This is a genomic window from Clostridium lentum, assembly GCF_014287815.1.
In the GTDB taxonomy this organism is placed as follows: Bacteria; Bacillota; Clostridia; order Clostridiales; family Clostridiaceae; genus Clostridium; species Clostridium lentum.
The window spans coordinates 37,549-60,447 of record NZ_JACOOQ010000018.1; the positions used below are offsets into that span (position 1 = coordinate 37,549).

Here is a 22,899-nt window from a genome sequence, read left to right on the forward strand (position 1 = left end):
TTTTATTATTCATTAAATTATTTATATGCTGCTTTTGAAACTGATGCTGAAACAGCCTTTACTACTCTTTTATCGAAAGCATTAGGAATAATATACTCTTCACTTAATTCTTCATCAGTAACAATTGAAGCAATAGCTTTTGCTGCTGCTATCTTCATTTCTTCAGTAATATCTTTAGCTCTCACATCTAAAGCCCCTCTAAATATTCCTGGAAATACAAGCACATTATTAATTTGATTTGGAAAGTCTGATCTACCAGTTGCTATAACTCTAGCATTACCTTTTTTAGCTTCATCAGGCATAATTTCAGGCACTGGGTTTGCCATGGCAAAAACAATTGCATCATTGGCCATAGTACTAACCATTTCTGCTGATACAATATTAGGGGCAGACACTCCTATAAATATATCTTTGCCCTTAATAATTTCTTGCAAGCTTCCTCTTTCATCATACTTATTAGTCTTTTCTGCCATAATAGTTTGTTCTGGATTCATCCATTGCTCTCCTACAGCTAAAGCTCCTTTCATATCTACTAAAACCACATTGCCAATACCTACTTCCAACAAAAGTTTGCATATTGATATTCCAGCTGAACCAGCTCCATTTATTACAACATTAGCTTCATTTATTGATTTATTAACTAGCTTTAAAGCGTTAATTATTCCTGCTAAAACCACAATGGCAGTTCCATGCTGATCATCATGGAATACTGGTATATCAAGCTCTTTCTTTAATATTCTTTCAATCTCAAAACATCTTGGAGCAGATATATCCTCTAAATTAATTCCTCCAAAAGTTGGTGCTAAATATTTTACTGTCTTAACTATTTCATTAACATCTTTTGTTGCTAAACATATTGGAAAAGCATCAATATCAGCAAATTCTTTAAATAGTATTGCCTTTCCTTCCATAACGGGCATAGCAGCTTCAGGTCCAATATCTCCTAGTCCTAATACTGCACTACCATCAGATACTACCGCCACAAGATTTCCTTTTGCTGTATACTTATAAACATCTTCTTTATTTTCACTAATCCTTCTACAAGGTTCTGCTACACCAGGAGTATAGGCTACACTTAAATCTTCCCTGTTCTCAACCTTTACCTTTGAAACTACTTGAATTTTTCCTTTATTTTTTTCATGTATATCTAAACTCAATTTGTTATAGTCCATTTTTATCTCTCACTTTTATACTTTTTTATTATTTTTATAATTTTACTAATGATAATTATATCATATTAATAATTTTAATATATATTAATAATATGTATATCAATAATTTATTATTTTTTTCTACATTTTATTATCATTTTTTAATTTTGCTCAGTAAATATTTGTGTTTTTAAAAATTAATTGATAGAATATACTCTATCAAATTAAAGTTAGGAGATATTGATAATGAATTTACCAAAAGATGAATTACAAAAAATTTATGGTCAAATAAGTCCATTTGAATTTAAAGATAAATTGATACGTCTGGCACAAGAAAATAATGATGATATTCTTGATGCTGGAAGGGGAAATCCCAACTGGACTGCATCCACACCAAGAGAAGCATTTTTTACCTTTGGCCAATTTGCTATAAAAGAGACGCAAAGAACTTGGTGCAAAGATGATTTGGCAGGAATGCCTGAAAAGAAAGGTATTGCTAAAAGATTCCAAGAATTTTTAGAAAACTCTCCCCAAACATCTGCTATAAAATTATTAACTAATATTTTAAAATATGGAACTGAAGAAATGAATTTTAATTCAGATGAATATATTTTTGAACTTACTGATGGAATTATCGGAGATAATTATCCTGTACCAGACAAAATGCTTATACATATTGAAAAAATAGTACATAATTATTTAATGAAGGAATTATGCCAAAACAAAGAATTTGAAAGTAATTTTGAAGTATTTGCTGTAGAAGGTGGTACTGCTGCAATGTGTTATATCTTTGATTCATTAGTTGTAAATAACCTTTTAAAATCTGGTGATACCATTGCTTTAATGACTCCTATATTTACACCTTATTTAGAAATACCTCATTTACCTAACTATAAGTTTAATGTTATAAATATAAAAGCAAATGAGATAGATGAAAATGGAAATCCAACATGGCAATATACAAAAGAAGAATTAAATAAACTTAAGAATAAAAATATCAAGGTATTATTTGTGGTAAACCCAAATAATCCAGCTTCCGTTGCTTTAAGCAGAGACTGCAAAGATAACCTTATTTCTGTAGTTAAAGAACATAATCCTGAGTTAATGATAGTTACAGATGATGTATATTGTACATTTGTTGATAACTTCCATTCATTAGTTAGTGAACTACCATATAATACTTTAGGTGTTTATTCATACTCAAAATATTTTGGTGTAACTGGCTGGAGATTAGGAACTATCTTTTTAAATGAAAAAAATATATTTAATGACCTTATTAAAAAACTATCACCAGATATGAAAAATGAATTAAATGAACGTTACAAACATTTATGCCAAAATCCAACTGAGATTTCATTTATGGATAGATTAGTGGCTGACAGCAGACAAGTTGCCTTAAATCATACTGCTGGACTTTCTACACCACAACAAGTACAAATGGCATTTTTCTCACTATTCGCCTTAATAGATAAGGAAAATACTTACAAACAACTTACAAAGGATATTTGTAAAAGCAGAAAAAATTTATTATTTAATGGATTAGAACTTGAATATGAGAAAAGCCGCCATGATGCAGCTTATTATACTGAGTTAAACATATTAGATATAGCCTTAATGAAATACGGCAACACTTTTGCTGAACACATAAAAGAAAACTATAGTACCTTTGATTTACTATATGATTTGGCCAAATATCATGGAGTAATCTTATTAAATGGTGATGGCTTTGCTTCTTCAAAATGGTCTATAAGAGTGTCTCTGGCTAACTTAAAAGATGAAGCTTATCCAAAAATAGGTATAGCTATTAAAAACTTAATTGACAATTTATATAATACATATTTAAATTTATAACAAAAGGAGCTGAGGCAAAAAACTTCAGCTCCTAATTATTTTAAATCTTTTTATCGTTGCCAATATAATAGTAATACTGGAATCATTAGCTATCTATTTATATTTTATGCCATTAAAAACTCTCTATCCCCAATTATTATCTAATTAATTTGAACTTAATACTGATTATTTTCATATTATAAATGTGACTATTAATAATTAGAAAGGATATTAACTTTGAACGATATAATTAAAATAACTAATATTTCTTCCACATATGTAGAGAAACTTAGAAATAATAATACATTCTTCAAAAATGAATTTTTATTGTGTGGTGTATTTTATGTAAATTTATATAATTATGATATCTATAAAACCTTATTAAATTTTTCTTTGCCTTCTATTGATCTAGATAACATAAATAAGATAAGCTTAAATATATTTTTAAATAATATCCGTGTTTATAATAATATGCAAGCAAACTTTAAAATTTCCACACTAACAGCTCCATTTATGAGTTATACAGCAACTTGGAGCAATAAACCTGAAATAAACAGTTTAAATTCATTGAATTTCCCAATAAACTCTTCTAGCGTTGGAAAATATATAGAATTTGATATTACTTATCTAATAAAAAACTCTTATGATAACTTTTATGGCATAGCCTTAGAAAGCTCACATGAAAAATATACATCCATGCTTCAGTTTTTAAGTAAAAATTCATCTAATCCTCCTTATATAATCATTGAAACAGTCTCCGATACAGTTAATAACAATGAAGAAAGTCCTGCTGAAATAGTTACAAATATTCCTGATGAAACTACTGAAAATTTAGCACCTAAAAACACTTTGGAAAGCAATATTGAGCCTTCAATGCTCACTTCATTAAAAACTTCAATTGATGAACTTAATACTAAATACTCATCTTTAGAGTCCATAGTTAAAACTACTGCTGATAGCATATCCATACCATCAGATTCTAATGCTACTGAGGAACTTTCTAGCAAAATTTTAAACTTAGAAGAAAAGCTAGATATATTTAATGATAACGTTAATACTTTAAAACTTAATTACGATATATTAAAAAACATTTTAAATAAAAATGATGAAACTATTGCCTCAATCGTTGATCACTTGGCTGAAATTGAAGTTAAACTTTCTAGCATTTCAGATTCATCTGATTTTTCACCTATGATAAATTCACTTAATAATTCAGTAAACACTCTTAAATCATCAATAAATGAAATTAATCTTAATAATTCTTCTGCCATAGAAAAAGTGAATACAAGGCTTAACACTTTAGAAAATCCTAATATTTCAAAGTTTATCGAAGAAAACATCACCCCTTTGGCTAATAGTTTATCAGCTCTACAAGCTCAATATGAAACTTTAAAGCAGCAAATAAGTTTAATTTCTATTACCCCATTAAATTGATTAGGCAATAAGCTTTTATCTTGTTAAACAAATGAAAATCTAATATTAATCAAACCCATTGAAAAAGGTTCAAGTAAACTAATCTTCCTTGAACCTTTTTATAATCATCGCTGTATAACCTACTGTAGTCCAATCTTATTAATCTCTACTTTCTTATTAGATAAAATCTATCTAACTATTAGTTTACTCATTATTATGAAAAAAATACACTTTTATACATCTATAGCGTTAAAAAAAGAGTTATTGTCAGACAATAACCCCTTAAAATTTATCTTCCACAGCATTTCTTATACTTTCTTCCACTACCACATAAGCAAGGTTCATTTCTTCCTAAAAGCTTCTTGTTTGGAATTAAAGCTAATTCATTTTCTGTATATCCCTTATAGCTCCACTTTCTTGTATTCTTATTTACTTTTTGAATTTTAGCCACAACATTTTGGAACTCAACCATAGTATTAAATTGGATATTTCTCTTCTTTAATTCAGATATTACATATTGGATATTTACATCCGAAAATACTAATGGTCCACAGATATCTTTAAATAATTTATCTGCTATATCCTTATTGGCACATAATTTTAAAAATGTTTCATAAAGACTTGTATGTGCTTCAGTCATATGGCAATGGAATTCTTTACTATAAGCATCTATCTTTTCTTTATCTAATTTATAGTATTCTGCTATTTTCTTTCTATTTTCAAGCAATTGCTCTAAAGATTCTATATTATATAATAAAATGCTTTCAATAATGTGCTCTTTATATGGTTTCACTATTTTGCTAGAAGCTGCATACTTTTCAAATATGCTATTAAATTCTTCTAATGATAATTTTTCTTCATTATGAAGATTGAAAGTCTCTACAAGTATCTCTGATTCATATACACCATAAGCTTCTGCAAAAGCTACAATATACTTTACTACTTCAAAATATCTTTGGCTATCTTCATCATTACTCATATCATTTAAAGCCTCTTTGACTTCTTTCGGCATTACCATAAATACGTCTTCATTTTTTAAATATGTAAATATTACACCATAATTTAATAATGGTACATAGCTTAATAAAGAAATTTCAGTTGAAACTATATATTCTTTATTCTTTAAGTTATCTAATAACTGAAGATTTTCCTTATCAAAGCCATTTAATTTTTCAATCAGTGCTGATGGCTCCATTATTGCTATCCTTATTGCCTCCACCAATTGATCCTTTTTCATTTTAGATCTCTGAGGAATCTCATATGAAGCTGCTATTTTACTTAATCGCTCCTTAGTTAAATCAGATAAACATCCATCTAAAGTAAATTTAATTTCTTTCTTACTTGATAATTTTTTATTCATAGCTAATATTTCATCTACTTTATGCATTTCCTTCACTCCTACTTTTATCTTTATATATCTTACTTTAAATTCCCAACTTTCACAAGTTCTTTTATAAACAAACTTTTATTGTAATATTTTATAAAAAAGGTATATTTATTGAATTTTTAGGATAATAAATATTTATAGGAAATTATTATATATTTTTAAGGAGTGATTCTATGAGTATCTCCAATAATAGTGATGAATTATGAATGATGAATTTAAGTTCATCATTCATAATTATATTAAATATCTAATAGGTTTCTCTTATATGAAGAGTATAATTTTCTTAGCTCTTCCATTTTTTCTTCTAACTCTATATACAGATTAGAAGCAAGTTCTAAATCTTTCTTATCAAAAGCTTCTTTTATCCTAGTGAATAAACTCTTATTTGTATATGTGTCTTTCATTATATAAACTCTTAAATTATTTATATTAGTCCAATTAGTTATATCTAAATCTAAGGCCTTGTCAACTGAATGTAGAGCCTTATATCCTCTTATCTTATCTCCATAGCTATTTATTACTCTATGGCTTATTTCTAAAATCCATCTATTAGTTACTGCCATTTTTACACTATCTATCAGTTGTTCAGTTAATACATCATTTCTCTTTAATACTTGCACCTTTTCTGGATATTTAGCAAGAGCACTGATATTTTCATAAATTGTTGCTGGTGCTTTACCAAAGTATTTATTTCTTTCTTCATCACTAAATGCTTCGAAGACATCCTCTTCACTTCTATACTCTCTATCTTTTTCTAAATAATCTGCAGCTTCCCCTGATTTTTTAGATATTTCAGCTAATAAATCATCTTGAGATTTATTATTATTTACTGCATATAGTATACCATCAAGCATTGCCATATACGATGTGGCCATTGTTAAATAAACATTGGAATGAGGATTTGGTGATCTAAGTTCAAACCTTGTAGCTAATGGACTTGCTAAATCTCTTATCAAGCCAACTAATATACTTCTATTTCTTGAAGGATTGCTTGGTGAAATTCCTAGTGATGTTACAATACATACTGGTGCTTCAAATCCTGGTTTTAATCTCTTTAATGAATTATTAGTTGAAGAAATAAATGGATTCATAACTTCATAGTTCTTTAATATTCCCATTAAGGCACCATAGCCAATAATTGATAAAAAGTGTTCTTTATCAGTATGGAATAAATTGATTCTCTTGCCATCCTTAAGCTTTAAGCTCACTCCTAAATGCACGTGCATTCCTGAACCTGCTACTCCATCAATTGGTTTGGCCATGAACGTAACTTCCAATCCTCTTCTTCTAAATGTTTCCTGTACAAGTATCTTTACAAATAATTCATTATCTGCTGCTTGAACAGCATCTGCATATTTCCAATCTACTTCTATTTGTTCCATTATATGATTAAAATCACCACTTGAGCTTAACTTAGCCTTAACTCCACCAACTTCTTTATGACCCATCTCTGGTTCAAAACCATAAAGTTCCATTAATATAAGAGTTTCTTCCAATGCTGTACGAACGTTTCCTTTTGTTCTAGTCCAATAGTGTTCATGTAATTCTTGTGATGTTGATAGCTGTTCTATTTCTGCTACATCATTTGGTGTCTTAACCCAAAATTCTAATTCAGTAGCTGAAGTAACTATAATTTCTTCTATATCATCCTTAGAAATATTATAATCAGATAAAACTTCAGGATGATTATCAAATATATTCCATAGGTTTCCCTTAAATGTTTCGATGGCAGATCTTAGTATATTTCTTGAATCTACTGCCTTATTATCATGGTATAAGAAACAAGGAATTCTTAATGTACCAATTGGTTTTTGGGTTTCTGGATCAATAAAATCATAATTATAATCAACAAACCACTTTGCATTTAAATCTGCTATCATATCAACTTTAGCGTTATTAAGAGTTGCTATTCCTGGAAGTACAACAGAAGATCCATCTGTCTGTACAGCAACTCCATTAATAAATGACTCTAAATCATCTAAAAAAAGACTTACTGGTATTTTTTCATCTGTGTCATTTCCTGATAAGTCAACACCTACAAATGAAACAAATTTAATTTCTGAATGACTTTTTAATATGGCTTTAATATTTTCTTTAGTGTGTTTTTCTTTAGGTATAGTATAAATTAAATCCTTCATCATAAAACAATTCCCTCTTTTCCCGTCGAATATTATTTGATTTTTTAGAATATTAAATTCTACTCTATATTGCTTATATCTTCCTTATTGTTAAATATCTAGAAAACTTGTATTGAGCATTGAAAAATATTATAAATCATTATCAATTTTAGCACAATATATAAATTATACCATATACTTCTTATAATTTATACCTTATATATAAAGGAACCACTATAAGCTTAATTAATATCCCTAGTGGTTCTTATCTTTATTATATATTTGTAATATAATACTTTTAGAGTTAAAAATTTATACGAGGTGTTATTAATGAAAAAGATTTTAAGACCTGCATGGGCTGAAATAGATTTAGATGCAATAGCTTATAATACAAGAAATATAAAAAAATTAATTGGCGATAAAGACTTAATTGCAGTGGTAAAAGCAAACTGTTATGGTCATGGAGTCATAGATATAATTCCAACCTTGCTGGAAAATGGGGTTTCTCGCTTTGCTGTTGCCATGATTTCAGAAGCTCTTGAAATAAGAGATAATAAGATAACTGCACCTGTAATGATTTTAGGTTTTACACCTTTATACTTAGGTGAAGAGCTTATTAATAATAATATTGAACAAACTGTTTATGATTTAGATTATGCAAAAGAGTTATCAAAAATAGCCTTAACCCTTAATAAAAAGGCTAAAATTCACATTGCCATTGATACTGGAATGGGGAGAATTGGCTTCTTGCCTAATGAAAAATCAATTGATAACATAACTGAAATTTGTTCCTTAGAAGGAATTGAGGTAATAGGAATTTTCACTCATTTCTCTACTTCAGATGAAAAAGATAAAGAATATAGTCATGAGCAATTTACTAAGATGCTATCAGTGATGGATACACTAAAAAAAAGAGGTATAGATATTCCTCTTAAGCATGTAGCTAATAGTGGTGCTATTATTGATTTACCTGATACTTATTTAGATGCTGTCAGGGCCGGAATAATCCTTTACGGCTATTATCCTTCCGATGAAATAGATAAAAATAACCTTGCTTTAAAACCTGCTTTAACCTTAAAAGCAACAATAACTAATGTAAAAACTCTAGAAAAAGATATGTATGTAAGTTATGGCAGAACATTCAAAACTAGCAATGAAACAATTGTGGCTACTATACCTGTTGGCTATGCCGATGGTTATTTAAGAAAACTTGCTGAAAATGGTAAAGTAATAATTAAAGGTGAATTTGCTCCTATCATAGGCCGCATATGCATGGATCAATTTATGATCGATGTAACAAATATTCCAGATGTAAAAATTGGTGATGAAGTAATTCTTCTTGGCGAAAAAAATGGTCTTAAATATAATGCAGATGATATGGCCAAAAAACTTGACACTATCAATTACGAAGTTACATGTATGCTTAAATCTAGACTTCCTAGAGTATATATCAAAGATACGCATATTATAAATGTTAAAAATCATATATAAATTATAGCTAATAAAAAATAGTAGATAAGTTTAATTTTATCTACTTTTTTTATTAGATTGATGATTATTTTCTAACACAAAAGAATAAAATTATCCTCTAAAATGTTTTACCATTGATTCTATTGATTCATTGAATTCTTCTGTTGATGAATTTTTAAATACCATTAGTCCTGGAATATCTGGTTTTTCAAAATTACACCTGCTTATATACTTGTCCCAATTTTCTAGTTTCCAAGTATCACGATCAGAATTACGTTCAATCATTCTTTGGTGACATACTTCTGGATCTGTTTCTACCCATATTACTACTAACTCAACATCTCTTTCTGCAAGTTTTTCACGTAAGTTATCCATATATTCTTTATCTCTTACTTCTCTAGTAAATGGAGCATTTACTAGTGCTGTATCACAGTAGTTTAAAGCTTCTAAAGCTAAATCTAACGCTACATCATACTCATAATTTCTTATATGCTCTTCAAAGAAATCGGAACTTCTGTTATACTCTTCTCCAGCAACAACAAAGATTTGCTTAGATAATCCAATTAAAGTATCTTTATCTAAGTATACTATTGGATTTAACGCTTTCGCTAATTCTTTTGAAACAAATGTCTTTCCACAAGCTGGTGGCGACGTAACTAAAAGTAAACTTTTCATATGTATTCCCCCTATTGTTTATTATTTAGAATAATAAACTAAATTCTTAAATTTATTTTTTTCACAGTAATATTATAATTTCATATATACAATTAGTAAAGGATATGAACCGTTAAAGAAAGCTATATTTTTAATAATAAAACAATTTTTTAACAAAATTCGCCTTTTTTATCAATAAAATTGTTCCTTAATGTATATTAAACAAGCTCTTTTCTAATAAAGCTGTTCTTTTCTACTTTGTATGGAATCTTAACTTTGCACATCATTCCAGGGTGTGGGCATGATTCTAATTTATTGCCTTCTAAATCATAAATTTCTTCTACTACAAATTCTCCACCATCAGAGTTTGAAGAAAGTATTTCTACCTTTTCTCCCATTGAGAACTTATTTCTTTGCTTACATGTAGCTATTTGAGTTTCTTCATCATATTCATGAACAATTGCCACTACATCATATTCTCTTACATGGTTATTTGTTTTATAAATTATTCCTTCATGCTTTGGCTCATTAAAGAAGAAACCAGTATGGTATTCTCTATGGCTTACTTTATACATTTCATCTAATAATACTTTAGGTAACTTATAGTTTTCTGGATCTTCACAGTATAAATCTATTGCCTGTCTATACGCCTTAACAACTAGTGCTAAATAATATTCACTTTTATTTCTTCCTTCTATTTTTAATGATTGTGCTCCTGCTTGCATAAGCTCTGGTATATGCTCAATCATACATAAATCCTTTGAATTCATTATATAAGTTCCATGCTGATCTTCTTCTATTGGGAAATATTCATTAGGTCTTTTTTCTTCTACTAAAGAATATTTCCATCTACAGCTTTGTGCACATGCACCTCTATTGGAATCTCTTCCTGTCATATAGCTTGATAAAAGACATCTTCCTGAATAAGAAATACACATTGCTCCATGAACAAATATTTCAAGTTCTAACTCTGGAGAAATATTTTTACGTATATCCTTAATATCTTGCAGTGTGCTTTCTCTTGCTAGTACTACCCTTTCAGCTCCTAGCTCTTCCCACATATTACAAGCTGCATAATTAGTTGTGTTTGCTTGTGTACTTATATGTATTGCTAAATTAGTATACTTCTTAACCAACGCTAGTACACCTAAATCTGAAACTAAAACAGCATCTACTCCAACTTCATCTAGCTTTTTTAAGTGCTCAATTAAAGCATCTATTTCGCTATTCTTAGGCATTATATTAACTGTACAGTAGATTTTTTTTCCTAAACTATGTGCATATTCTACTCCTTCCTTCATTTCTTCATATGTAAACTTTTGTGCCGTAGCTCTTAGTGAAAAGGCTCCTCCTCCAAAATATACTGCATCTGCTCCATATTGAAATGCTATTTTTAATTTCTCCAAACTACCTGCTGGAGCTAATAATTCAGGTTTCTTTATCATTTCTGTCATATAGTATCTTCCTTTACAATTATTTTTTAATAATATCTATTATATATCAAATAAATAAATCTTAAAATTATATAAATGGAATATTTCATAATAATATTACATTAAAAAAAGGGATTTTTAATGCAAATCCCCTTTTTTATCTACGAAATATCAAATATTATTTTAATACAATCTCTTTAGATTATTTTCTTGTTTCATAAATTTCTTTTTCAACTGAAATGAATATATCAGCAATTACTTGGTAAGCTTTTTCCCATGCTTCCATAACTTCATCAGTAGCTGCATCTCCTAATACTTCTTTTATAGTTAATAAAAGATTTTTTCCTACTATTGGATAATGTTCAGCTTGAATTTCTTTATTACAGTGAACTTCTCCAATTTTCTTAACTACTGGTAAAATAGCTGGAAGATTATCTATGTTTTGTGCTGCAGCTAATATTGTCATTGCTAAAGCTTTTGGTTGTTCACCAGAAGCTTGCTTGTCCATATTAAATAAAGGTTTTACTTCTGGGTTATTAGCAAACATATTCTTGTAGAAAGTAGTTGTTATTTCTAATCCGTGAGTTTTTAATGCTGGTACAGTACTTTTTATTATATCTATTGTCTTTTGATCTAACATAATTATTTCTCCTCTGTATTAATTATTAATTAATAATTATTATTTATCTATAAATTTAATATATCATAAAGATTTTAAATGTGCAAATAAAATATACATTTATTTATTATTTTCTATAAACTTTTCAATAGATTAAAACTTTCTAATACATAATTCATCTTAGTATTCTTTTTAAAAACTGCTCTTTAATCAAATATACATATCTATATAATAAATAATATGGATATATAAGCCATATTACCGCTGAAGATTTGTTAATAAATATACTTTCTTTTAATATATAAATAGCCATAAAAGTAATAATAAATAACGCAATAATACTTATAAATAATTCTTTCATAGAGTTAATCTCAATATTTCTCTTATTTACAAAAAATAGTATTATGGCTATTATAGTGCATAAAAATATTTTATTTAAATATGAAATTACATAAATATCAAGCATATATTTCTTCATATAAATAACATATTTTATCTTATCCATACATTCTTGAAAAAATTTACTCCAATAATCAAAATCAGACCATTTGTTTGGAAGAATATCCACTGGAATAGATATTTTATATCTTGTTATACAAAAGAATGCAATTATCCATACTATTATCATCATAATACTAAATATGAACAATACTGGTCTATCTTTAATTTCAATAGCTTTTTTTAAATCACTGCATACTATAATCAACAATATTATCAATGGTAACAGACTTGTACACATTTTTCCTAAGTTATAATAAACTGTAGAATTAACTCCATATTCTTTTACACCATATCTCTCACTTATAAGCTTTATATTTTTTATACCATCATTGCTTATATCAATAAGTAATCCTTGAATTTTATCTTTTGAATCACTTTCTGCCTTCATTATTATAGTATCTTCCATTGCTCTATGGATGCCTCTAATAATAAATTCTCTACTATCATAAATAATTGTATTACCTATGACGTCATTACTACCAAAAAGCTTGTATGCTGTTTCTTCATCAATTAAGCACCCTTTTATATCATCTTCAAATAATATAGGTCCTTCTGCCACAAGAGAAGACTGCCCACAAATAAATATTATGTTACTTTCTACCCTTCTATTAAAATTACTATTTAATACTGTTTGCTTTTCTTTTTCATGCCATCCTGTAAATACTAGAGAGTTTCCCTTATCTTTTTCTTCTTTCTGCATTTTATAAATATCAGCAGGAAAATATTCTTCTTCATCAAAATATATGTTAAAAGTATTTTTTACTGAAGCTAATCTATTGGTGTATCCTATAGATAAAACCCAGCATATAATCATAGCCAAAACTAAAGCTATCTTAATTACATGGCTAAATACCCTTTTCATTTATTCTTCCTCCAAACGAACTCTATCGCCTTCTTTTATAGTCTTATTACTGCTAATTATTATTTTCTGACTATTGCTTATAGTACCTTCTTCTAAAGCTGCATAAGTATCATTTTTATCTGCAATAGATACATCAACTCTTATAGCAACTTTTTCTGTTCCTAGTATAGTTTCTTCTTCTCCTACCACTAAGATATAATATTTATCTTGCCCTTCTTGATGCAATGCTTCTAACGGTACACATACTTGATATTTCTTACTCTTACTAGATAAAGTAAGCTTACCTGAATCACCTATTTCTCCTATACCAACTGGTAGTATCACTGAAATATTATAATTATCACTTTCACTTTTACTTATACTATCTATGGTTATATCTCCTATTTCATTATTGGAACTACCTATTTTCAATACAACTGATTGCCCTTGCTTAGCATATTTTTTTAAATCCTTAGATAATTCCGCTACAAACTTATATCCTGATTCTTTATCTGCTAAATATACTGTACTTCCTCCACTAGTGATATCTCCTACCGTTACTACTACATTAGTTATAATACCTTCCTTCTCTGATACAATCTTTCCTTCTGCTCCTTCAATTTTTTTAAGGCTTTCAAGTTTATTTTTAAGTTCATCAGTATTAGATGCTTCCTTAATATCTTCTAAAGTTCTCTTTTCTGCTAAAAGATTGTTACTTTTATCATTCGTAGCTTGATCATAAGCCGATTTCTTTAAGTTATAATCATATTCAATACTTTCCTTATCTAATGATTGCTTTTCCTCTTCACTGGCATTATTATATTTGTTAACTAAAGCCTCAGCTTCCTTATATGCCGCTAATGCATCTGAAATTATTTTATCTTGCCTAGATACTGCTAAATTATAATCCTCCGTAGCTCTAGATAAATTCTTTTCCTTTTCAGATATTTGACTTTCAATTTGCTGAATCTGTGATTTTAAATCTGTTAAATCTATTTCAAACAATGTATCACCTGCTTTAATTTCACTACCTGGATATACATTTACATATGAAACCTTTAAATTTTCCACTACAGCAATACCCTCTTCTCTATTTTGAATTATACTTCCATCTACCTCAACTTCATGAGTAATAGTCATTCCTTTTGATGTTTCAACCTTTACAATTGGTATCAATAAAGAATCTGCAAATCTTGATAATATAGTAAGGATAACCATTAGTACTAAAAAGTAGGCTAAAAGCTTCAAGGCTTTTTGCTGTAAGGTTTTATTTGTCTTGCTTTTCCACTGATATTTTATTATTTCTTTTATCTTCATACTATCATTCCTTTACTGCTGTTGCTGCTATTCCCTGCTCTAGATGACTTTGACCAGCAAAAAATACTATTATTGCTGTTATTAATGTTACAGCAGATGCTGCAAATGCTACATCTGCACTTTCCAGACCAATACTAGGTAGATATAATGATAAAGGCCAAAGGCTCTTATCCTTTAAAAATGTTAATGGCTGTTCAATTAAGTTCCAATACTCTAAAAATCCAAGTATCATTGCTGACATAATTCCAGGCTTTCCAAGAGGTATTCCAATCTTAATAAAAATTTTAAACTCGCTAGCCCCATCTAGTCTTGCACATTCTATAATGCTTTCTGGAATACTTATAAAAAATCTATACATTATGAATACAGGAAATGTAGAAAAAACTGCTGGTAACACTATACTCATTGCTGTATTTATAAGTTTAATCTTATCAAGCACTAAATATGTGGAAAGCATTGTTACTTGGAAAGGCATAAGCATCAGCACTATATATAAAGTAAATAGCAGTTTTTTATATGGAAATTCATATCGTGCAAATCCCCAGGCTGCTGTTACTGATACTACTAACTGTCCAATTAAAATACTTACTGTCATACCTACAGAATTCCAAAACATCACAAAAAACTTTGGTGTATCTAGTAAAAGCTCTACATATGATCTTAAAGTAGCATACTTTGGTAGTACACTCCAAGTAACATATCCGCTCCCATCATTTAATACTGGTCCCAAATACTCTTTGATTTCTGCAGCTCCCATAATAGATCCTGAAAGTAGAAATACTATAGGAAAACACATTATCATTGCTAAAATAAATAAAAGTAAAGTTATTATTTTCTTTTTCATATTATCTACCTTTCTTTAATTTTCTCTTTCCCATACTTTTTGTAATAATGCTATTAGAATATATATCACTATAGCCATAATCACTGAACCTGCTGACATTTTGCCAAAGGATAAATCTCTAAACCAATTATTAAATAAATGCTGCAATACATACATACTTTTATCAGGATAATCTCCACCAATAAGATAAGCTTCTCTAAATACCTTAAAGGAATTTAAAAGAGATAGCACTGCTACTGTATATAATGTAGTCTTCAAATTAGGAAGAGTTATTTGTGTAAAACATTTCCATTCACTGGCCCCATCAACTCTAGCAGCTTCATATACACTTTCAGGTATACAGCTTAAACCAGCTAGCCATAAAACAATATTATAACCAAGATTTTTCCATATATAACTAAAAACTAATATCCAAAAGGCAAATTTAGTGTTCATCCAGTCAAATCCATGACCCCCTACTTTAACTAACCATGAACTTAATGCCCCATTTTCATGAAAAATTATTTTCCATATCAATACTATGGAAGCTATAGGCACAGCCATTGGTATTAAAAAAGCTGTCTTTATTATATAAGCATTTCTTACAAACCTCTGCATTAATACTGCTATAATAAGAGAAATTATCAGTAATAATGGAATGCATATAAAAACAAACTTTATGGTGTTTGTTGCTGCTAACTTAAAAGCTGCATTTTTAAATACCTCCATATAATTTTTAAAAAATACAAATTCTCTAGTTATTGGACTTTGAAAAGATCGTATGACCACATCTGCAAATGGAATTAAAATAAATATACTTACCCCTATTAAGCTTGGAAGGATAAAAAAACATCCTTCCATTTCATATTTTTTTCTTTTCCTTTTCTTTAACTTTTCCATACTATTCCGCCAATATTAAATCAATATTATCGCCTATATTCTTAACAACTTCATCTAATGTCGCATTTCCATTTGCATATTTATCAAAGGCTTTTGCCACTTCCTCTAAAACAATAGTATTAACTGTAACTGGCGACTTTAAACTTTCTATTTCAGCTTTAAAGTTGTTAAAATATTCTTTCGTTGGCCAATACACTTTTAATTCCACTGTTGTTCCATTTTCATTTGAAAATCCCCATGTACCAATAGATTGATCTTCACTATAACCTTCTCCATTTTCTCCAACAAATTCATCTGCATATGGATATTCTGAAATTTTATCAAAAGCTGCTTTATTAATAGGTAAACCATCATAAGATTCTTTACTTTGACTTTCTTCACTTAATAAATAAGCAATAAACTTCTTAGCTATTTCCTTATTATCACTTTTAGCATTAATACCCATTAAGTTTTTTGGAACAAATACTCCTGATGTTTGTCCATTAATTAAAGCATAAGATATATCTTGATTCCCTTTACTTAAAGAATACATATACTCTATAAAATCTCTTCCACTAATAACCCCTACTGCAAGCTTTTTAGACGATTCATTCATAATACTCATCGGATTTAAATAATTATCTAAATAATAAATCCCTATATCTTCACCATATTCATCTATATAAGACTGCATACTTTCCTTATATTCTTCATATTGAGCTTCATCATAAGTAGCTAAATATGCATCATATATATTTTTTGTTTCCTCTAAAAATTCTTTTATATTATCTTCATTTATTGTATTATCCTCATTTAACCAAGTACTACCATTAGCATAGTAAAGCATACTGACTAACATTGATGGAGTATACATTTCAACATATTTATCATCATTGGCTTTACCAGAGTTTTCTGCTGATTTAACTAATGCTGCACTTAATGTCTGTAAATCAGTAACTGAACTTACATATTCAGTTTTTCCTACCACTACTGGAATTGTAATCTTTGTTGGAATTGAATATACTTTTCCATTTTTATCTGTATATGCATCTATTATATTTTCAAATAATAAGTCATTCTTTGTATAATCTGCTATAACATCACTTATATCTTCTAATAATCCTTGTTCAAAATATGCTTCTGACATACCATCAAGTAATATTATATCTGGACCCTTACCTGCCATTATCTCAGTATTTAAAGTTCTTAAAGCATCTGATTCTGTAACAGCATCCTCACCTGAAGTACCAATTTCAAGCTTAATATATATATCTGGATTAGCTTTTTGATATAGCACTATATTTTGTCTTATCTGATAATTTTCATATAATGAATAAACTGTTATTTGATTCTCTGGAACCTTTGGTGTATCAGCTGAATAAGTAAACCTTATGATACTTGTACCAACTTCATAGCTGTTATAATCTTGTCCACAAGCCAAGAAAGTATTATCTTTGCCTACTACAAACGTACTAATATACATATTGTCATCACCTATGGAGCTTAATGACCCTTCTATGATTTGCTCTACTTCCTTTTCACCTAATTTATACTTATAAAGCCCTGTGGTACTAGTATAATATATAGTTTTATCATCATCAGAAAATATATTTGAAATACCATAGAAATTTGAGTTATTTTCATATAATACTTCACTTTCTAAAGGTTTAATATTTCCTAGTTCTTTACCACTTTCTAAACTATATTCCTTTACAGAATTACCTCCAACAATAACTAAAGAATCTCCTACAGTAGTAAAATCACTAATATATGAATCATCTAAAACAAATTCATTTTTTATCTCACCACTAGCTGGATCTAATTGATATATCATTCCATTATCATTGGAGAATACAATGTCTCCATTCTTAGCAAACTTAAATGTATAATAATATCTACTATAAGACATATCCTCATCTTCTGCTGTATTTTGAGAAATTTCATCTAAAGAAATATCATGTATACTCCCTTCATCATCTATAAATGCATATTTGTATTCTGGTTCAAAATACTTATCATCTGTAGCATCTTCTGCATTGTCATCCACTGATTCCTCTTTTAAATTTTCATCTTCTTCAGATTTCATATAATCATAAAAATAATATGAAATAAAAATGTTTCCATCTTTTGATAAAATAGCATTATTTACTGATAGCATGCTATTTTCCGAATCACCCTGTGGTAAATTTATCTCTTTTCTATTCCAGTTTTGACATTCATCGTCTGATATATAAAGTTCAATTTCTTTTTCCCCATACGCTAACATTCCTATAGTACCATCTGAAAGAACTCTTAAGTCTCTTACATCATAAATTCCTTCTGGTGCATCATAGAATTCTTCTATGTATCTTCCCATTTCTGCTGCTGATCCTACTTTAGTACATCCAAACATGCTTAAGGCAAATACACTGCTTAAAGCTACTAAACCATATTTATTATTTACTTTTCCCATAAACTACCTCCAAATGTTAATAATACTCTGATTTTATCATAATATTTTATAAAAATATACATTAATGTATTTTTTTTGATTTTATTCATATTTTTATAATATTAGTTTGAATATTGATTATTTATATATCATTATAGCTTTGTTACAATTTAATAAAAAAACTTCCAGTAGCTAAAACTACTGGAAGTTTTTTTATATTATTTTATCTTCTTTTAATAATTTATATAACGTAGGACTCACATTAAATTCATTAATTAATGATTTTACTTCCTTTAAAGATTTCTCTTGTTTTTCTTGTGATATATTGGCTTTTGATGCTCTTATTAAAATATTTTTAGGAGAATGTGCAATATTAATAAACTCTAATAATTGAGTTTTATACCCAGCACATTCCAAAAGATTTGCTCTTACACTATCAGTCATTAATGCAGCAATTCTTTCTTTTACTATGCCGTACTTAGTTAATATTGAAAAATTATCACTTTTCATTTGAGCATTAAATTCATGCTGACAACAAGGAACTGAGAAAATCATTTTTGCATTCCACTTTATTGCATTATATAAAGCATAATCTGTGGCTGTATCACAAGCATGAAGTGTAATAACAATATCTACATTATTATTATACTTATATCCATTAATATCACCTAGTTCAAAACTTAAATTTTTATATCCATAATTTTTAGCAATATCGTTACATTTTTTTATTACATCTTCTTTTAAGTCTAAACCAATCATTTTTACATCAATTTTCTTAATTTCTACGAAATAGTAATATAAAACAAATGTTAAATATGATTTTCCACAACCAAAATCTAATATTGTAAGTTCCTTATAATCATTCTTCTTTATCTCATCGTCAATTATCTCTATAAATCTATTTATTTGCTTATACTTGTCGTATTTAGAATTTATCACTTTTCCTTCTTTAGTAAATACACCTAAGTCTATTAACGGTTCTATTATCATTCCTTCTTTAAGTATATAATTCTTTTCTTTATTATGTCCCTTTTTAGCAAATTTTTCGTTATTTCCATCTTTCTTGCTACAATGTACCTTTCCTTTTTTAGAAATCTTCACATCATATGTAGTTACATTTGACCAAGCTGTGAATTGTTTGTAATTTCCTGATGTATATTCTAATACCACAGATTTAATTTCCTCCAATGATATATTTTTGTGAAATACCTGTTTATCTGTAAACTTTTCTATTTGATAATATTTTTTAGTTTTAATTTCCTTTAAAAGAATATTTATCTTATTATATTTTACATCTTTATTAACCTTGTTACTTATAACTAATTTTATTATTTCTTCACTAAATATATCATTAATTGTTCTTTTTAACTCTTCCATAAATTTTAATTCACCTTTTTCTTTTTATAATTATGTTAAAAAAGTTATTGCTAATCACAACAACTATATTACTGCTAATACCAAAAACTTTATATTGTCTTCATTATCATTTGTTAATTTAAAATTTTGTTCATATTATTACTTTCGTAACTTATTCCATAAATGTTTATAAAATATATGCAAATTATGTAAAAGAAAAATACTTTAATTAATATAATTAGAGTTTTTTCTTTTACACTTAATCATAAACTAATTAAATTATTATTTTAATTCTTTAATAATTGCATTTTCTATATTTGAAACAACTTTATTTTCATCAAATTTTTCTACTGATGATATACACACTTCTTGTGAAGGCAATTCTATTTTGTTGTTTATTATATTATTTATTATTTCTGCAACCTTAAAATAATTATTTTTATCAACAAGCCACCCATTAACTCCATCTTGAACTATATCTTTAGGTCCCCCAGATTTAGTTGATATAACTGGTATACCTCTTGATAAAGCTTCTGCTAGAACCATAGAAAATCCCTCTGTATTTGAAGTTGAAATACATATACTAGCTTCATCTATATCTTTCCACGGTTCTTCTTTCCACCCACTCCAACTTATATTTTCATTTATTCTTAATATTTTAGCAACATTTTCTAATACCTTTCTTTTACTACCATCACCAATTATATTAGCTTTCCATTTTCCTCTTATCTTATTTAAAGCATGCATAAGCATAAATAAATTTTTTTCTTCTTCAAGCCTTCCAACACTTAAAATTTTAAAAATACCATCCTGCGGTCTTTTTATAATGTTTTCATTATTTATACTAATTGGATTATTAACTAAATATATATTTTTTTCCTTATCATAGCTTCTTATTCCATCACCAACTGCCGAACTTATCGCCAAATGCGCCTTAGCATAGCTTATTAAAAATGGATCTTTATAAATATTTATATCTCCATGGATCCAAGATAAAATTGGTATGACTTTATCTGTTTTTTCCCAATTAATACCTAAACTACATATATAGCTTTGAAATGGTATATGAGCTGCAATACATATATCTGGTAATCCTATTTTCTCCATAAGTTGTTTATAGCTTTCTCCTAAATATTCATACGAATCATTTTTCATTTCATTTCCATAATAATAAACTTCACCTAAGGAATCTATCCATTTTAAGTAAGGAGGAACATATGCTATAATCACCCTTACCCTATGACCTTTTTTCTTAAGATTTTCATATACTTTTGTAGTAACAGTTTCTACTCCACCTCGTCCTCCAACATAGTATAATGCTATATCTATTAACATCTTTTTTCACCTAACTTCTTTATCTTACACGTGTAAAACCATAAAATTTATAATAAGTTTTTATTATCACTTCTTCAATTTTATTTATAACTACTTGTTCATCAAACTTCTGTATTGAATCAATACAAACTTCTGCCTTTGGCAAAATATATTTACCATCTTGAATTTTAGATAATATTTCTGCTAATCTAATATAATCACCTACTTGGTATAACCATCCATTAACGCCTTCAACCACCATATCTTCGGGACCACCACATTTAGTAGTAACCACTGGAATCCCTCTAGCTAATGATTCAGCTGTAGTCATTGAAAAACCTTCATATAATGATGAAATTACTGTAACAGATGCTTCCTTAACAGTATCCCAAGGATTTTCATGCCATCCAGTCCACTGAATATTTTCATTGATATTCTTTTCTTCTGCCAAAGTTCTTAAAGTAGAATAATGTCCCCCATCACCAACTACTATAAGCCTCCATGGCTTTTTTAAAATTGCTAAAGCATTAATTAAAGTCTCAATATCCTTTTCTGGACTCAACCTTCCTAATGATAATATGGTCAGTATTTCTTTAGGTCTATTTATAACATCTAAATTCTTAATCTGTACTGGATTTCCCACAACATATATATTTTCTCTATCTAAAGCTAATGCTAAATCATCACCTAACTTATTACATAATGCCATATGTGAATTACTAAAGCTTAAAAGTTCTCGACCTCCATAGGCACTTACAGGTCCATGCAACCAAGAAATTTGCGGAATTACATTATAATTTTTCCCATTTAAGGCAACATTACAAATATAACTCAAACTGGTGGATTGAGTTGCAATAACTATATCTGGCCTTCCCTTTTCTTCAATAGCCTGTCTATATTTCATTGCATATTGATGTAATCCTGAATTTATCATAGAAAAAGGAATATCTTCACCATAATAATATATTTCGTCAAAATTTCTTTCCCACTCAATATATTCCGGCCTATATGCTTGAAATACTCTAACTCTATGCCCTTTCTTAACTAATCCATTATATACTTTTGATATAACATTTTCTAATCCGCCTCTGCCTACGGCATAAACAAGAACTATATCAATTAGCATATATGCTCTCTCCTTATTAATTTTATAATTATTATCTGACAATTTAATATATGATTTGCAACTAAATTTTGTCCTCAATTTTACATACTTTATGTCATTTTATTTTTTTATATTATTTTTTCACTTATTATTTTAAAATATCTACTTTATACTTATATAAATATAAATTTTTCATATTCATTTCCATTTTTATACAATTTATGTTATGATAATTATATTACTTTTCATAAATGAAAG

General features: G+C 28.1%; 17 protein-coding genes. 3 read left to right on the top strand and 14 right to left on the bottom strand.

Annotated features, from left to right (window positions below; genetic code table 11):
• Positions 1-17: 17 nt before the first annotated feature.
• Positions 18-1,172 carry an NAD(P)-dependent malic enzyme gene (locus H8R92_RS10610; RefSeq protein ID WP_186835426.1) on the bottom strand — a complete coding sequence of 385 codons (1,155 nt, stop codon included), beginning with the start codon at positions 1,170-1,172 and terminating at the stop codon, positions 18-20.
• 225 nt (positions 1,173-1,397) lie between these two features.
• Here H8R92_RS10610 and aspD point away from each other — a divergent pair, with 225 nt between their 5' ends.
• Both aspD and H8R92_RS10620 read left to right on the top strand, forming a co-directional pair.
• A complete protein-coding gene (gene aspD / locus H8R92_RS10615) occupies positions 1,398-3,002 on the top strand; it encodes an aspartate 4-decarboxylase (protein WP_207722831.1) in 1,605 nt (534 codons plus the stop codon).
• 216 nt (positions 3,003-3,218) lie between these two features.
• Positions 3,219-4,415 (top strand): DNRLRE domain-containing protein, encoded by a 1,197-nt coding sequence (locus H8R92_RS10620; protein WP_186835427.1) that lies wholly within the window; start codon positions 3,219-3,221, stop codon positions 4,413-4,415.
• Positions 4,416-4,683: 268 nt separating this feature from the next.
• Here the strand turns inward: H8R92_RS10620 and H8R92_RS10625 are convergent, their stop codons facing one another.
• Together H8R92_RS10625 and H8R92_RS10630 are read right to left on the bottom strand one after the other, a co-directional pair.
• Positions 4,684-5,781: an SEC-C metal-binding domain-containing protein gene (locus tag H8R92_RS10625; protein ID WP_186835428.1), complete on the bottom strand. Its 1,098-nt coding sequence runs from the start codon at positions 5,779-5,781 to the stop codon at positions 4,684-4,686.
• Positions 5,782-6,020: 239 nt separating this feature from the next.
• Positions 6,021-7,922: a type I glutamate--ammonia ligase gene (locus H8R92_RS10630; protein ID WP_186835429.1), complete on the bottom strand. Its 1,902-nt coding sequence runs from the start codon at positions 7,920-7,922 to the stop codon at positions 6,021-6,023.
• Between the two features lie 306 nt (positions 7,923-8,228).
• On the opposite strand from H8R92_RS10630, the gene alr reads away from it, so the two are divergent.
• Entirely contained in the window at positions 8,229-9,389 is a 1,161-nt protein-coding gene (gene alr, locus H8R92_RS10635; protein ID WP_186835430.1) for an alanine racemase, read from the top strand.
• 90 nt (positions 9,390-9,479) lie between these two features.
• On the opposite strand, the gene H8R92_RS10640 is transcribed toward alr, so the two are convergent.
• The 11 genes from H8R92_RS10640 to H8R92_RS10690 all read right to left on the bottom strand — a co-directional run bounded on the left by H8R92_RS10640 (position 9,480) and on the right by H8R92_RS10690 (position 22,662).
• Positions 9,480-10,043 carry a P-loop nucleotide/nucleoside kinase family protein gene (locus tag H8R92_RS10640; protein WP_022212654.1) on the bottom strand — a complete coding sequence of 188 codons (564 nt, stop codon included), beginning with the start codon at positions 10,041-10,043 and terminating at the stop codon, positions 9,480-9,482.
• Between the two features lie 197 nt (positions 10,044-10,240).
• Positions 10,241-11,476, bottom strand: a complete 1,236-nt coding sequence (locus tag H8R92_RS10645) for a peptidase U32 family protein (protein WP_022212655.1) — start codon at positions 11,474-11,476, stop codon at positions 10,241-10,243.
• Between the two features lie 181 nt (positions 11,477-11,657).
• The gene (locus H8R92_RS10650; RefSeq protein WP_186835431.1) at positions 11,658-12,095 is read right to left on the bottom strand and encodes a globin domain-containing protein; all 438 of its coding nucleotides are present in this window, start codon (positions 12,093-12,095) and stop codon (positions 11,658-11,660) included.
• Positions 12,096-12,249: 154 nt separating this feature from the next.
• On the bottom strand, positions 12,250-13,437 hold the full coding sequence (locus tag H8R92_RS10655) for an ABC transporter permease (RefSeq protein WP_186835432.1): 1,188 nt from the start codon (positions 13,435-13,437) through the stop codon (positions 12,250-12,252).
• Positions 13,438-14,733, bottom strand: coding sequence for an efflux RND transporter periplasmic adaptor subunit (locus tag H8R92_RS10660; RefSeq protein WP_186835433.1), 1,296 nt, complete (start codon positions 14,731-14,733; stop codon positions 13,438-13,440).
• A gap of 4 nt (positions 14,734-14,737) precedes the next feature.
• Complete coding sequence (locus H8R92_RS10665) at positions 14,738-15,577, bottom strand: carbohydrate ABC transporter permease (RefSeq protein ID WP_022212659.1); 840 nt, start codon at positions 15,575-15,577, stop codon at positions 14,738-14,740.
• 15 nt (positions 15,578-15,592) lie between these two features.
• A complete protein-coding gene (locus H8R92_RS10670) occupies positions 15,593-16,456 on the bottom strand; it encodes a carbohydrate ABC transporter permease (protein ID WP_022212660.1) in 864 nt (287 codons plus the stop codon).
• Position 16,457: 1 nt separating this feature from the next.
• Positions 16,458-18,887 (bottom strand): ABC transporter substrate-binding protein, encoded by a 2,430-nt coding sequence (locus tag H8R92_RS10675; RefSeq protein ID WP_186835434.1) that lies wholly within the window; start codon positions 18,885-18,887, stop codon positions 16,458-16,460.
• Positions 18,888-19,079: 192 nt separating this feature from the next.
• Positions 19,080-20,243: a class I SAM-dependent methyltransferase gene (locus H8R92_RS10680; protein WP_186835435.1), complete on the bottom strand. Its 1,164-nt coding sequence runs from the start codon at positions 20,241-20,243 to the stop codon at positions 19,080-19,082.
• 261 nt (positions 20,244-20,504) lie between these two features.
• Positions 20,505-21,557: a glycosyltransferase gene (locus H8R92_RS10685; RefSeq protein ID WP_186835436.1), complete on the bottom strand. Its 1,053-nt coding sequence runs from the start codon at positions 21,555-21,557 to the stop codon at positions 20,505-20,507.
• 19 nt (positions 21,558-21,576) lie between these two features.
• Positions 21,577-22,662 carry a glycosyltransferase gene (locus tag H8R92_RS10690; RefSeq protein WP_022212664.1) on the bottom strand — a complete coding sequence of 362 codons (1,086 nt, stop codon included), beginning with the start codon at positions 22,660-22,662 and terminating at the stop codon, positions 21,577-21,579.
• Between the last annotated feature and the right edge of the window lie 237 nt (positions 22,663-22,899).